This window comes from Mycobacterium sp., from assembly GCF_965229105.1.
Lineage (GTDB): Bacteria > Actinomycetota > Actinomycetes > Mycobacteriales > Mycobacteriaceae > Mycobacterium.
This window is the reverse complement of the sequence record NZ_OZ245858.1, coordinates 6,555,532-6,569,254: the sequence shown is the minus strand read 5'-3', so window position 1 is coordinate 6,569,254 and position 13,723 is coordinate 6,555,532. Positions and strand designations below refer to the sequence as shown.

The following is a 13,723-nucleotide window of genomic DNA, read 5'->3' as shown; positions in this document are numbered from 1 at the left end:
CTCGCGGCCGATATGACACCTGCACACTGGATCAGGTGAACGACGCACAGGCAGGTGGGACGCGCACCTTCCTGCCCGCGGTCGAGGGAATGCGTGCCTGCGCAGCCATCGGGGTCGTCATCACCCACGTTGCGTTTCAGACCGGGCATTCGAGCGGGGTCGGTGGGCGGCTGTTCGGCCGCTTCGATCTGGCGGTCGCGGTGTTCTTCGCGCTATCGGGTTTCCTGCTGTGGCGGGGTCATGCCGCCGCGGTCCGCGGGCTCCGCCGTCAGCCGGCGACCGGTCACTACCTGCGGTCCCGCATCGTCCGGATCATGCCGGGTTACCTGGTCGCGGTGGTGGTGATCCTGGCGCTGCTGCCGGACGCCTCCAACGCCGACCTGACGGTGTGGCTGGCGAATCTGTCGCTCACCCAGATCTATGTGCCGCTGACGCTGACCGGCGGTCTGACCCAGATGTGGAGCCTGTCGGTCGAGGTCAGCTTTTATCTGGTGCTGCCGGTGCTCGCACTGCTGGCGCGGCGGCTACCCGTGCGGGCCCGGATCCCGGTGATCGCGGCGGTCGCCGTGGCCAGCTGGGGCTGGGGCGCGGCGATGGCCGCGCTGCCCTACGACGCGCCGGTCGGGGTGAACCCGCTGAACTGGCCGCCGGCGTTCAGCTCGTGGTTTGCCGCGGGCATGTTGCTCGCCGAGTGGACCGTCAGTTCCCCCGGCCTGGCGCATCGGCTGGCCAGGAACCGGCTGCTGATGGCGGGTATCGCCGTCGTCGCTTACCTGGTGGCCGCCTCACCGGTGGCGGGGCCTGAGGGGCTGATCCCCGGGACCGCAAGTCAATTTGCCGTCAAGACCGCGATGGGCGCGATACTGGCAGGCGCCTTGATCGCACCGTTGGTCCTGGACCGGCCGGATACCCCGCATCGCATCCTCGCCCACCCGGTGATGGTGACCTTGGGTCGCTGGTCCTACGGCCTGTTCGTCTGGCATCTGGCCGCGTTGGCGATGGTCTTTCCTGTGATCGGGGAGTTCGCCTTCAACGGCCACCTGCCGGTGGTGCTGGCGTTGACGTTGATCTTCGGCTTCGCCATCGCGGCGGTGAGTTATGCGCTTGTCGAGTCGCCGTGCCGACAGATGTTGCGGCGCTGGGAATACCGCGCGTCGACGCCCGATAAGCCGCCACCGCCGCTGGACAGTTCGGTCAGTGACGCACCTGAGCCTGTTGTCGCGCAATGACATCGGCGCGCACCGCCGAGCGACGCGCCTTACCCGCATCATCACGCAGTGGGGTATCGACGAAGTCCACCGCCCGGGGCACCTTATAACCCTCCAGTCGCTGACTCAGGAAGTCGACAACGCCCGCCTCATCCAGCGCTGAATTGTCGGCGGCTTGGACCAGAACATGCGGTACCTGGCCCAGATCGCCCGGATCGGGCACGCCGAAAGCCAAGCAGGACAGCACATCCGGGTGTGCGCCCAGGGTCGACTCGATCTCGGCGGGATAGACGTTGCGCCCACCGACGGTGAACATGTCCACCCGCCGGTCGGAAAGGTAGAGGAACCCGTCGGCATCGAACCAGCCCAGATCGCCCAGCGAATCCCAACCGTCGCGGGACTTGGCCTCCGAGCCGATATAGCGGTAGGTCGGTCCACTGCCCGGGGTGGGACGCATATAGATCTCCCCCTCCACGCCCGGTGCGCATTCCCGGCCCTCGTCGTCGAGCACCTTCATCTCACCGGTGACAACGGTGCCGACCGAACCGCGGTGCGTCAGCCATTGCACTCCGTCGATGAATGTCATGGCTTGCAATTCGGTACCGCCGTAGAGCTCCCACACCGCTTCTGGCCCAACGATATCGATCCACGCCGCCTTGACCGTCGGGGGACAGGGTGCGGCGAGATGCCAGAACCGCCGGATCGACGACAGGTCGTAGGTGTGCGCGCCGGCACGGTACACCGGGAGCAAACGCTGCATGATGGTCGGGACCGTCGCCAGGAACGTCACCCGGTGCTCGGTGACCAGGCGCAGGAACTCGGCCGCCTCGAAACGTGCCATCAGCACCAGGTGATGGCCCATCAGCAGGCCGACCACCGCGACAGAGAACCCGGTGTTGTGGCTCATCGGTACCGACACCAAGTTGACATCGCCTTCGACGGCACCGAGCGGATATCCGATGGCCGCCGGGACCCGGCTGTCCCCACCTGCCTCGATGAGCTTCGGCCGCCCGGTACTGCCGCCGGAGGCCATCGCCTTCCACACCGGTGACACCGCCTCGGGCAGCGGCGCATCCGGCAGGCCGGCGTCCGGTATGAAATCCATTGGCACACTGGGGATGACACCGGACGGGTCAGTTCTGCCGACGATCAGGGCGCGTGGTCGCAGCGCCAGCAGCCCCGCGAACTCGTGGTCGGGCATCCGTGGGGCGAGCGGCTGTGGGACCGCGCCCAGCTTCCAGCAGGCGACCGCGGCCTGAATCCACTCGATGGAATTGGGCACGGTGATCGTCACGTAATCGCCCACTCCGACACCGAGTCCGGCGTACGCGCGGGCCAGCCGGTTGGTGCTCGCATCCAGTTCGGCGCGGGTCAGGGTGCGACCGGCCGCGGTGACGGCGGGCGCGTCGGGTGCCTGTGCGGCCAGGGCGGAGATCTGGGTGCCGATCGGCGGGGTCAGCTCGCCCATGTCAGTACCCGCCCGTGGTGTCGAAGATCTTGCGCGGGTTGTGGATCAGCATGGTGTCGATCTGCTCGTCGGTCACCCCGCGCTGCCGTAGCGCGGGCAGTACGTCGTTGTGGATATGCAGGTAGTGCCAATTCGGTGCGACAGTAGAGATCATGTCCTCCGGCAGTGCATCAAAGAAACACATCGCGTCGTGGGAGAGCACCATTTTGTCGGCGTGACCGCGCTCGCACATCGTCGCGACGGTGGCCACCCGGTCGGAGAATGGCAGCAACAAGTCGAGCCCGAACCGGTCCATTCCGAGATACGAACCGCCGGCGATCAACTCTTCGAGGTAGCCGATATCGGTGGAATCGCCGGAGTGGCCGATGATCACCCTGGACAGGTCGACGCCTTCCTGCTCGAAGATGCGCTGCTGTTCGAGGCCGCGGCGGGTTCCGGCGTGGGTATGCGTGGAGATCGGCACCCCGGTTTCGCGGTGCGCGGCGGCCACGGCGCGCAACACCCGCTCGACCCCCGGGGTCACCCCTGGTCGGTCCGTCGCGCACTTGAGGATGGCGGCTTTGATCCCGGTGTCGGCGATACCTTCGGTGATATCGCGGACGAACAACGCGGTCATGGTCTCATCGCCGCCGAATTCGGCGCCGGGCCCGAGGTAGTGGAAGTGCATCGGCACGTCGTTAAACGTGTAAACCCCGGTTGCCACAATGATATTCAGGTCAGTCTGGGCGGCGACGCGGGCGACCCTGGGCAGATAGCGGCCCAGGCCGATGACCGTCAGATCGACGACGGTATCGACGCCGCGGGCCTTGAGCTCGCGCAGGCGGGTGACCGCATCGGCGACCCGGGCCTCCTCGTCACCCCAGGCCTCGGGATAGTTCGCCATCATCTCCGGTGAGAGGATGAAGATGTGCTCGTGCATCAAGGTGACGCCGAGCTGATCTGTTGTGAGCGGTCCTGCAACCGTGCTTACCGATGACACCCAGCCGATGCTAGGGCGATCCTGCTTCCGGTTCCGGGGAATCGGCCGGTCTGCTCCAGATGACCACCGATGCGGCCAACAGACCCACCGCGATCAGCGCCATCAGCTGTACCCAGGCCGAGTGGCCGGCGTAACCGTCGACGGAGCGCCAGGGATGACGCGCCAGCGCCGCCCCCGACAGGATCAGCCCACCCGCGGTGCCGCCAAGGGTGAGGGTCTTGGACCAGCCGGGGCGATCCCGCAGCGCGTGGAGCCCCGCCGCGGCCGCGCCGAACACCAGGGTGCCTGCCACGCCGGCGATCAGCCCGCCGGCCACGAGAACGGGCGCCACAGCCCACGTTCCCGGGCGCCACGGCGAGACCGGTTGATCGTCGCGACGCGGGCGTCGTACCGGCCACAGTGCCAAGAGCAGCAGCACCGGTAGCAGCATCAGCCCACCGGCCAGCCCGATGCGGTACAGCGGGTTTGAGTCGAAGCTCAAGGTGATGGTGCCCGTGCCACCGGCGGGGACCACCCAACCCTGTTGCCAGCCGTTGACGGTGACCGGGGTCAACACCGTCCCGTCCGCTGTTCTGGCCGACCATCCCGGGCTGGTGCTCTCGGGCACGACGAGGACCCGCGCCTGATCTGCGGCAGGCAGCCGGATCTCGCGGTGATCGGCGGTCCAGGCGCCGGTCTCGACGGAAGTTTCTGTGGCACTGGATACTTCGGCGGCCAGCGGGGTGGCCAGGGTGGCCCCGTCGACGGTGAAGGCGGCTCTGGGGCTGATCAGCAACTCCTGCTGCCCGGCCGGTAGCGCCACCGGTGCCCGGTCACAGGGTTGCGCGGCGATGGGGCGACCCTCGAGCAGGGCACCGACAGTGGTCGTGATGGAGGTCTGGAGGAACCGGCCGGCCAGGGCGATGACGGGGCCCTGACCGCACGCCATGGTGATCGTCCGTTCCCGGTTGGTGGCTGCGTCGGCGGCGCCGATCGGCTTGCCATCCGGTCCCAGCGCTGCCACCTCGGCCAGGCCGGGCGGCTTGACCTGGTCGAAGCCCAGCGCGGTCCGGTCAATGACGTCGTCCCAGTCCAACAGGCTGATCTTGACGGTGTTGGTCACCCTGGGTTTGAGCGAAATGGTCTGCCGCCCATCGTGATCGAGCGCGCGGACCTGCGGCCCGTCGCCGAGGTCGACGGCGACCAGCCGCGGATGCGTCGGCAGCGGTGAGGCGCTCGGGGTGAGCGCCAGCCCGGTGACCTCGGTGGCGCGCGGCAGGGTCAGCGTCAGCGAGGGTGCGCTGCGCTGCCCGACGTTGCGTTGCGGAGCGGTCCACGTGGTCGCGGGGTCACCGTCGGTGGCGGCGTACGCCGACCCCAGCACATCGATGACATCTGAGTCGCCGTCGGCGCGGGTGGTACCGGGCTGGCGGATCAGATCGGCCAGGTTCGGGCCCTGACGGGCACGCACCCAGACCGTCGGGAGCACGTTGACAGGTGCTGGAACCGTGAGCGTACGACTGAAATTCACCGGCTCTTCCGGGGCCAGCGCCATCGAGGCTGCGCAGTGCACACCGTCTGGCGATGCCGCACACCCCGGTCTGCCCAGTAACTCAGAGCCCAAGTCCCACTCACTGACCTGCGAATCCGGCGGTGGTCCGGGGACCAGGAGAGTGTGGCGCAGGTTGACCGGCTGTGCGAACCCCGAAGCGTCGTACTGAGTGATGGCCAGGTCGGTGATGCCGAACTGCACACCGCTGGAACCGTCTTGGGTGCCGACTGCGGTGACTCGGACCCAGGGTGTCTCCCCGACGGGCAGTGCCACGGCCAGCGGAGTGCCCGGCTCGTCGATATGCAGCGTGGAAGTGCCGTTGGCAGTAGAGATCTGGACCCGGTCGACCTGTGCACCGACCGCCGTCGCGCTGGGGGTGATGGTCAGTGTCGCGTTGGTGACCGGGTGTTCGAGATCGACCTGCAGCCACTGTCCGACCGCGGCCTGCAGGCTGTTGGACACCCAACTGGTTCCGCTGTCACCGTCGATGGCCGCGGCCGGACCCGTCGCGGGCGCCACGTATGGCAGTGCTGTCGAATCCGCGGCCGAACTGGACACGCTGAGGCGGCCACCGGCCCAACCGCCCTGAACGAGAGCGGCGCCCGGCACCGGATAGTCGGGTATCCGGTTGAAGGTATGGCGCAGATCGCCCTCGGCGCGGGCCGCAGAGGAGTGATCGTCGACCCGGCCGTAGTCGGTCTCACGTGCCACCGGGGTGTCGGTGACGGTGACCACCGGTGCGGTCAGGCCGGCGCGTTGCGCGTCGGCCGTCAGAAGTGCCGGACCCATCGGGGGTTGTCCGCGTAGCCGTCGCCGTTCATCAAGGCGCAGAAGAACTTCGGGCCCGCCGTCGACGCGCGTCATCGCATCGATGTCGGTGAGATAGGGCGCACCCGGGTTGGTCGGTGTATTCACGCGGTAGATCTCCACGGCGGGGTAGCGGGGCCGCAGGCCGCTGTCGGTGATGAATCCGTCCAGGGTCCCTGGGCCGACCGGGTCACCGAACTGCGCCGCTTTGTCCAGTCCGGGTGACCCGTCGATGGCGCGGTGCACCAGGATGGGTCGCGCCGAGCGGGACGTATCGGGATCCAGATCGTTACGCACCACGACGTAGGAAATGCCTTGGCGAGCCAGGGTATCGGCAAGTCCGACCGATGGTCGGCCCGCCGCGAAAAGCCGCTGGACCGAATCCAGCGCCCTGATCGTCTCCGGCGGATTCAAGGGGATGGAATCCCTTACCCCCCAGGGACTTTCGCCGAGCACCTGCAGTGGTTCGTCATGACTGGTGCCCCAGAGTTGGGTGGCGAACGGGGCGCCTGGCACCACCAGGACACGGCCAGGCGTCGGTGTGCCGGTGTTGTGCTCGGTCAGCCAGTCTGCGGCGGCATGCCAGTAGTCCGGTATCCCGGTGAAGGCACCCGGTGGGGTCAGGCGTCCTGTCCACGCGATCGACGTGCTGACGGTCAGCGCGACCAACACCACGATGCCGACGGCGACGCGTTTATCGTCCTCGGGGTGGGCGAACGCATGGATCCATTCCCGCCGGGGCACGCTGCCCGGTAGCGGGATCCGGCCCAGCAGGTGCGCCAGCCCCAGCGCCAGCGGTATCCGCAGGACCGGTTCGAGTTTGTGCACGTTGCGCAGCGGGGCGCCGCCCGCATCGAGGAAAAGCTGCACCTGATGGGCCAGCGGCGAGCCGAGCCCACCCGAATAGCCGACCGCCAGCGCGACGATGCCGATCAGCAACATCGTGACCAGTCGGCCGCGAGCGGGCATCGTCCGCAATGCCAGTCCCGCCAGGCCCGCCGCCGCGACCAGTGTCGTCGCCAGAATGGCCGCAGGCCCGGTCACCAGCGTGGAGCCCGCGGTGGCGGTGGGAGCGACAAACGGGGTCCAGCTGTCGGTGCCGCGCAGCATCTCGGTCAGCGACGTCCACTGCGTGGTGACGCCGGAGGATTCGATGAAGTCCAGGAACGGTGGACTGATCCGGCCGAGGAGGACCAGTGCGATCACCCACCACAGCACCGCCAGCAGACTGGTCAGCAGCCACCACCCGGTGAAGCGCAGCCACTGCCGGTTCGGCCGGTGGCAGGCCCACCAGATGATCGCGGGCAGGCACCCGGTCAGCGTGGCCACCGCGTTGACAGCCCCCATCAACGCCAGCGCCAACCCCGCGCGGGCAGCCAGCACCCGAAGGGACCGGCCACTGTCGCCACGCATCGCCAGGATGACGGGTAGCAGTACCCACGGTGCCAGCATCATCGGCAGGGTTTCCGATGAGATCGAGCCGAGCGTGGTGAGCACCCGCGGGGAGAGGGCGAACGCCGTCGCGGCCACCACGCGGGACGCGGTGGTGCCGATACCCCGCTCACCCACGGCTTCCATCACGCGCAGCAGACCCCAGAATCCGGCTGCCAGCAGTAGCGCCCACCACAATCGTTGGGTGATCCAGCCGGGTATCCCGACCATGTCTCCGGCCAGGAAGAACGCGCCGTGCGGGAAGAGATAGCCGTAGGCCTGATTCTGGGCCTGGCCGAACGGCAGATCGCTGTTCCACAGGTTCGCCGCCCTGCTCAGAAAGCGCAGCGGGTTCGCGGTCAGATCGAGTTTGGTATCAGGTGAGATCAGTCCGGGCGACTGGGCAAAGGTCAGAACCAGCGAGACCGCACCGACGGCCCACAGCCAGCGCCGGGACAGTGCCGTAGATAGAGGAGACGGCCCATCCGCGCGGGCCGGTTCGGACAGGTCGATCAGCCTAGCCGCGGTCGCCGTACTCGACGCGGTTCAGCACCGACGAGGCGGGATCACCTGCGACCAGGGGCGGCTTGGTGTCCTGCTGCACCATCAGCGTCACCCCGAAGACCCCGGCTGCACCCAGGAGCAGGCCGACCACAAGGCTCGCGACGGCTGGCACCACAAAACGGGTCATGGGGGCTCCTCGCTGACAGTGGAAGGGATGTTCGGGTCGCCCGCCAAACTAGCACGGCACGAGTGACGCCCCGGATCGCGCGATCGGCGCGCGGAGCGTCATGAAACAGTGGGGTATGGCTTTCTGGAGAGTGCAGACCCGAACGCTGGTGTCCGTCGCGGCACCACTCGCTCTGCTGATGGCGTGCTCGTCGGGGCCGCAACCGGCGTCCGCCACCCCGTCGGCGCAGACATCGGATACCGCCGCGCCGGCGTCCAACACGATTCCGGCCGCGCCGGCCCCGCAGGCCTGCGGCGACCCAGCGGCCATGCTCGCCGCGATGTCGACCCGCGACAAGTTGGCGCAACTACTGATGGTCGGTGTCACCGGCGCCGACGACGCGCGCGCGGTGGTCACCGACTATCACGTCGGCGGCATCTTCATCGGCAGCTGGACGGACCTGTCGATGCTCTCGGACGGATCGTTGCCCGAGATCGCAGGCAACGCCAGTCCCTTGCCGCTCGCGGTCAGCGTCGATGAGGAGGGTGGCCGCGTCGAGCGACTGTCCGCGCTGATCGGCAGCCAGGAGTCGCCGCGAGTGCTGGCGCAGACCCAGACGCCCGATCAGGTGTACGGAATCGCGCTGGCGCGCGGTCAGGCGATGCGCAAGCTCGGTATCACCGTCGACTTCGCGCCCGTCGTCGACGTCACGACAGAACCCGACGACGAGGTGATCGGCGATCGGTCCTTCGGTTCGGATCCCGCCGTGGTCACCGAGTACGCCGGCGCCTATGCCCGCGGCCTGCGTGACGCCGGACTGCTCCCGGTCCTCAAACATTTCCCCGGTCACGGTCACGGTTCTGGCGACTCGCACACCGGTGGGGTGGTCACGCCGGCGCTGGCCGAGCTGCAGACCAATGATCTGGTGCCGTATCGGAGTTTGACCACCGAGGCGCCGGTCGCCGTGATGGTCGGTCATCTGCAGGTGCCTGGACTGACAGGTACCGATCCGGCCAGCCTGAGCGCTCCCGCCTACGACCTGCTGCGTAGCGGTGGCTACGGCGGCCCACCGTTTAATGGTCCGGTGTTCACCGATGACCTGTCGTCGATGGCGGCCATCAACGCCCACTACGGTGTCGCCGAGGCCGTCCTGCGCAGCTTGCAGGCCGGAGCGGATGTGGCGTTATGGGTCACCACCGATGAGGTGCCCGCCGTGCTGGACCGGCTGGAAAAGGCGGTCGCTGCCGGCGAGCTGGCGATGCCTGCGGTGGACAACTCCGTCCTGCGGGTGGCAGGTTTCAAGGGCCCCAACCCACACTGCTGAACGGTCCGTCTCACAAAACGGCCGCGCATTGCTTACCCTGGGTTCGGATCAGCACAGGTTGGAGGGCGTATGGCAGGTGGTACCAAGCGCTTGCCGCGCGCTGTCCGTGAGCAGCAGATGCTGGACGCTGCCGTTCTGGTGTTCTCCATCAACGGCTATCACGAGACATCGATGGACGCGATCGCCGCGAAAGCGGAGATCTCCAAACCGATGCTCTATCTCTATTACGGCTCCAAAGAGGAACTGTTCGGTGCCTGCCTGAGCCGCGAGCTCGGCCGGTTCATCGACGCGGTACGCGCCGATATCGATTTCAAGTTGCCGCCGCAAGACATGTTGCGCGGCATCATCCTGTCCTTCCTGAGCTATATCGATGCCAACCGGGCGTCGTGGATCGTGCTGTACACCCAGGCCACCAGCTCTCAGGCGTTCGCACATACCGTCCGCGAGGGGCGTGAGCGGATCATCGACCTGGTCGCCAGGATGCTCAGTGCCGGTACCCGAAACCCGCAGCCGGAAGCTGACTTCCAGATGACAGCGATTGCACTGGTCGGCGCGGGCGAGGCGGTGGCGACCCGGGTCAGCACCGGCGACGTCGACGTCCATGATGCCGCCGAGCTGCTGATCAATCTGTTCTGGCGTGGGCTGAAGGGTAAGCCCGCGGACCGAGAAGGCACCGAGGCGAGTTCGGTCACCGCGCACTGGGGTTGAGACCGACGGGTTGATCGCGCCGCTCAGCGCATGGTGCCGTGATGGTGTGAGCGGTTCCCGCCGAGTCGTTTCGCGTTGTACATCGCCTCGTCGGCCGCTGTGATCAGATTGTCGATCAGCGATTGGTAGGCGCCGTCGTGGGCGTGGTGTAGCGGCGCGTAGGCGGTTCCGACACTGGCGGTGGCGGGGATCGGGAGGTTCGCTATCGCTTCGCAGAGCCGCTTGGCCAGGGGCGCAGGGTCGCTGGCGTAGGACGTATCGACGACGATGAACTCCTCGCCACCGCTGCGCGCGATGATCGCGGTCTCGCGCGTGCTCGACCGTAGCGCCCGGGCGACCTGGACCAGGGCCTGATCGCCGGCCGCATGACCATAGCGATCGTTGATCGCCTTGAAGTTATCGAGGTCGATGACGACGACCAACAGGAACATGTTGGGCGCGGGCCGCGCCAGCAGGAGGCCAAGCACCTGGTGTTGAAACGCCCGCCGGTTGAGCAGACCGGTCAATGGGTCGCTGTCGGCATGAGCGAGGTCGTTGCCCAGCGCCCTGATCAGCACCGTGATGGCAAGAGGCAACGCGATATTGACCTGAAGCACGAGGAAGAAGTCGACGGCGGCCAGTCCCGCGTGCCCCTCCGCCGCCAACCTGGCCGCCTGGTAGAGAGCGACGACAGCAGCCACCGTGAAGTTGTAGAACACGTACTTGGAGGTATGGAAGAACGCGACATAGGCGCCACTGGTCGCGAACGCGATACAGCCGATCAGTGCAGCCAGGGGATTCGGATGTGCCAGGCAGGCCAGCGCGATCGAGGTGTTGGTCGCCACCGCGAATGCGACGGATTGGCCATGCGTGGGCCAGCGCACGATCCAGAGAATGGCACCGGCCACCCCGCCCGCGAACGCCGTCCAGGTCATGGCCACCGGCAGCGCGCCCAGCGGAGCGTCGGTGCTGACCAGCAGGACGACCAGGCATAGCGATAACGAGGCCGAGATAGATGCCATCATGGCGCGCGCTGCTCCGCTGATACCGCGGGCATGAAGATAACCGCTGAGCCAGTCGTAGTGGCTGGGTTGTCGCCACCATCGATTGAGCAGCGGAATGACCAACGTCCTCGCCCCGTTCAGCAATGATCCGCGGTTCGGCAGGTGTGCAGAGCCTGACAGCTAAATGATCATCGACAGTACCAAGTGGGCAGGATTGGACTCCAGAGCTATTTGCAGGCTAAAGCGCCCGGACGGTACCCGTCAGATGCGGGTAACCCTTCGACATATTGCGCAGGACCACATCCCAACCGCTCTCGACCCGGTCGACATACAGTCCGACGCTGGCGGGAAGCAGTACGGGTTTGCCGAATTTCACCGAATATCGAACGGCCGGGGGTAGCTGACCTTCGATATTTGCCAGTACCGCAGCCGCGCTGAACATCCCGTGTGCGATCACGGTCGGGAAGCCGAAAAGTTTGGCGGCCATCGGGTTCATGTGGATGGGGTTGAGATCGCCGCCGACGGCTCCGTAGCGCCGGATTTGGCTGGGGGAGATGCGCAGGACGGAGTTGGGGGGCGGCAGCTTGAGTCGCTTCTGGGGCGGCGATTTGGGCTGATCGGACAGGCTGGTCCGTTGTTGGTGCAGAAATGTGGTCACCTGATGCCAGGCCAGGTCATTGCCGACATTGACGGCGGTGACCAGATCGACGAGTAGACCCTTGCGGTGTTCGCGCAGATTCTCGGCATGCACTTTCACCCCGACGGTATCGGTGACCGCGATCGGCCGGTACGACGTGATGTGGTTCTCGATATGCACCGAACCCATTGCGGCGAAAGGGAAGTCGAATCCCGACACCAACGACATCATGATCGGGAAGGTCAGCGCGAACGGATAGGTCAGCGGCACGGTGTCGCCATATCGCAGGCCGGTCACCGCGGCGTACGCGGCAACGTTGGTGCGGTCGATGGCAAGCTCCGCCACCGTGACGCTGCGCTCCGGCACGGTGTCACCGCGCGGGACGAACGGCAGCGCCCCCGCTGCTGCCCGCACCATGTTCGCCCACCCACTGGGTTGATCTCGGGTGGTACTCATCAGGCTCCCAACATGGCCTGGCCGCACACCCGAATCACGTTGCCCGTGACGGCATTTGATGCCGGGCTGGCGAAGAAGGCGATGGTTTCGGCGACGTCGACGGGCTGACCACCCTGGAACAGCGAGTTCATCCGCCGACCCACCTCGCGGGTGGCCAGCGGGATGGCGGCGGTCATCGCGGTTTCGATGAACCCGGGTGCGACGGCGTTGATGGTGATGCCCTTGTCGGCGAGTACCGGTGCCAACGCCTGAGTGAGGCCGATCATGCCGGCTTTGGTGGCGGCGTAGTTCGTCTGGCCGCGGTTACCGGCGATTCCGGCCATCGAGGACAGGCCGATGATCCGGCCACCGTCGGGGATGGCGCCATTGGCGATCAGACCATCGGTAAGGCGCTGCGGGGCAAGAAGATTCACGGCAACAACCGCATCCCAGCGAGCATCATCCATATTCGCCAGCAGCTTGTCGCGGGTGATGCCGGCGTTGTTGACCAGCACGTCTGCCTGGCCGTCATAGTGTTCGCGCAGATGTGCGGTGATGCGGTCAACGGCGTCGTCGGCGGTGACGTCGAGGGCCAGAGCCGTCCCGCCGACCTTGGCGGCCTGGGCGGCAAGAGCATCGGGTGCACCCGCTGGACCCGCCATGTCGATCGCCACTACTTTCGCGCCGTCGCGGGCGAACACCTCGGCGATCGTCGCGCCGATTCCGCGCGCCGCGCCGGTGATGATGGCGACCTTGCCGTCCAATGGGCGGTCCCAGTCTGCGGGCGGCGTGGAATCGGCGGGCCCGACGTAATAGACCTGGCCGTCGACATAGGCAGATTTCGCCGACAGAATGAAGCGCAGCGTCGATTCCAGGCCGGTAGCAGCGGGTTTCGCATCCGGTGACAGGTACACCAGCGATACCGTCGCGCCGCGTTGCATCTCCTTGCCCAGTGAGCGGGTGAAACCTTCCAGTGCTCGTTGGGCGATGTGCTCGTCGATGCTGCCGGTCTGATCAGGAGTGGTGCCTACCACCACGATGCGGCCGGAGTGCCCGACATTGCGCAGCAGCGGGGTGAAGAAGTCATGGAGGGCCTTCAAGCCGACTGCGGTGGTGATCCCGGTCGCGTCGAACAACAATCCGCCGAACGAATCGGCCCACCGCCCCCCGAGGTTGTCTCCGACCAGGTCGTAGTCGTCGGCCAGCGCGGCGCGCAGCGGTTCGGCGACGCGACCCTCCCCGCCGATCAGCAGCGAACCTGCCAGCGGGGGTTCACCCGCGCGGTATCTCCGCAGGGTTTCGGGCTGCGGAACGCCCAGCTGTTTGGCCAGGAACGATCCCGGGCCCGAGGTGACGACTTGGGTGAACAGATCGGAAGCCACTGCGCTGCCTTTCGTGTGAGAAACGCGGTACTGAAACGGGTAGTACGTCGGGTGGGGTACCCGGGCTGTCGTATCCGTCACGAACTTACTCCAGAGTAAGAACGGTGGGTAGTATGACGCTCGACACGTGAAAGCCCCTCGTCGGGGCATTGGACGGTAG

At 66.8% G+C, this 13,723-nt stretch carries 10 protein-coding genes; 3 read left to right on the top strand and 7 right to left on the bottom strand.

Annotation, left to right across the window (positions count from 1 at the left end):
* Positions 1-89: 89 nt before the first annotated feature.
* Positions 90-1,229 carry an acyltransferase family protein gene (locus tag ADBZ9O_RS30935; RefSeq protein WP_526533694.1) on the top strand — a complete coding sequence of 380 codons (1,140 nt, stop codon included), beginning with the start codon at positions 90-92 and terminating at the stop codon, positions 1,227-1,229.
* Here ADBZ9O_RS30935 and ADBZ9O_RS30930 read toward each other — a convergent pair.
* The 4 genes from ADBZ9O_RS30930 to ADBZ9O_RS30915 all read right to left on the bottom strand — a co-directional run bounded on the left by ADBZ9O_RS30930 (position 1,195) and on the right by ADBZ9O_RS30915 (position 8,115).
* Positions 1,195-2,676, bottom strand: coding sequence for an AMP-binding protein (locus tag ADBZ9O_RS30930; protein WP_526527325.1), 1,482 nt, complete (start codon positions 2,674-2,676; stop codon positions 1,195-1,197). The two genes, ADBZ9O_RS30935 and ADBZ9O_RS30930, sit on opposite strands and share 35 nt — an antisense overlap.
* Position 2,677: 1 nt before the next feature.
* Positions 2,678-3,595 (bottom strand): phosphotriesterase family protein, encoded by a 918-nt coding sequence (locus ADBZ9O_RS30925; protein WP_526533692.1) that lies wholly within the window; start codon positions 3,593-3,595, stop codon positions 2,678-2,680.
* Between the two features lie 70 nt (positions 3,596-3,665).
* Complete coding sequence (locus ADBZ9O_RS30920) at positions 3,666-7,883, bottom strand: alpha-(1->3)-arabinofuranosyltransferase domain-containing protein (protein ID WP_526533690.1); 4,218 nt, start codon at positions 7,881-7,883, stop codon at positions 3,666-3,668.
* 58 nt (positions 7,884-7,941) lie between these two features.
* Positions 7,942-8,115 carry a DUF2613 family protein gene (locus tag ADBZ9O_RS30915; RefSeq protein WP_526527324.1) on the bottom strand — a complete coding sequence of 58 codons (174 nt, stop codon included), beginning with the start codon at positions 8,113-8,115 and terminating at the stop codon, positions 7,942-7,944.
* 115 nt (positions 8,116-8,230) lie between these two features.
* On the opposite strand from ADBZ9O_RS30915, the gene ADBZ9O_RS30910 reads away from it, so the two are divergent.
* Positions 8,231-9,418, top strand: a complete 1,188-nt coding sequence (locus ADBZ9O_RS30910; RefSeq protein WP_526527323.1) for a glycoside hydrolase family 3 N-terminal domain-containing protein — start codon at positions 8,231-8,233, stop codon at positions 9,416-9,418.
* A 69-nt stretch (positions 9,419-9,487) separates the two neighbouring features.
* Positions 9,488-10,126, top strand: coding sequence for a TetR/AcrR family transcriptional regulator (locus tag ADBZ9O_RS30905; protein WP_526527322.1), 639 nt, complete (start codon positions 9,488-9,490; stop codon positions 10,124-10,126).
* Positions 10,127-10,149: 23 nt separating this feature from the next.
* On the opposite strand, the gene ADBZ9O_RS30900 is transcribed toward ADBZ9O_RS30905, so the two are convergent.
* The 3 genes from ADBZ9O_RS30900 to ADBZ9O_RS30890 form a co-directional block, all read right to left on the bottom strand.
* Positions 10,150-11,130 (bottom strand): GGDEF domain-containing protein, encoded by a 981-nt coding sequence (locus ADBZ9O_RS30900; protein ID WP_526527321.1) that lies wholly within the window; start codon positions 11,128-11,130, stop codon positions 10,150-10,152.
* A 217-nt stretch (positions 11,131-11,347) separates the two neighbouring features.
* Positions 11,348-12,202 carry a MaoC/PaaZ C-terminal domain-containing protein gene (locus ADBZ9O_RS30895; RefSeq protein WP_526527320.1) on the bottom strand — a complete coding sequence of 285 codons (855 nt, stop codon included), beginning with the start codon at positions 12,200-12,202 and terminating at the stop codon, positions 11,348-11,350.
* Positions 12,202-13,563, bottom strand: coding sequence for a 3-oxoacyl-ACP reductase (locus ADBZ9O_RS30890; RefSeq protein WP_526533688.1), 1,362 nt, complete (start codon positions 13,561-13,563; stop codon positions 12,202-12,204). The genes ADBZ9O_RS30895 and ADBZ9O_RS30890 overlap by 1 nt, the downstream gene beginning before the upstream one ends.
* Positions 13,564-13,723 lie beyond the last annotated feature (160 nt).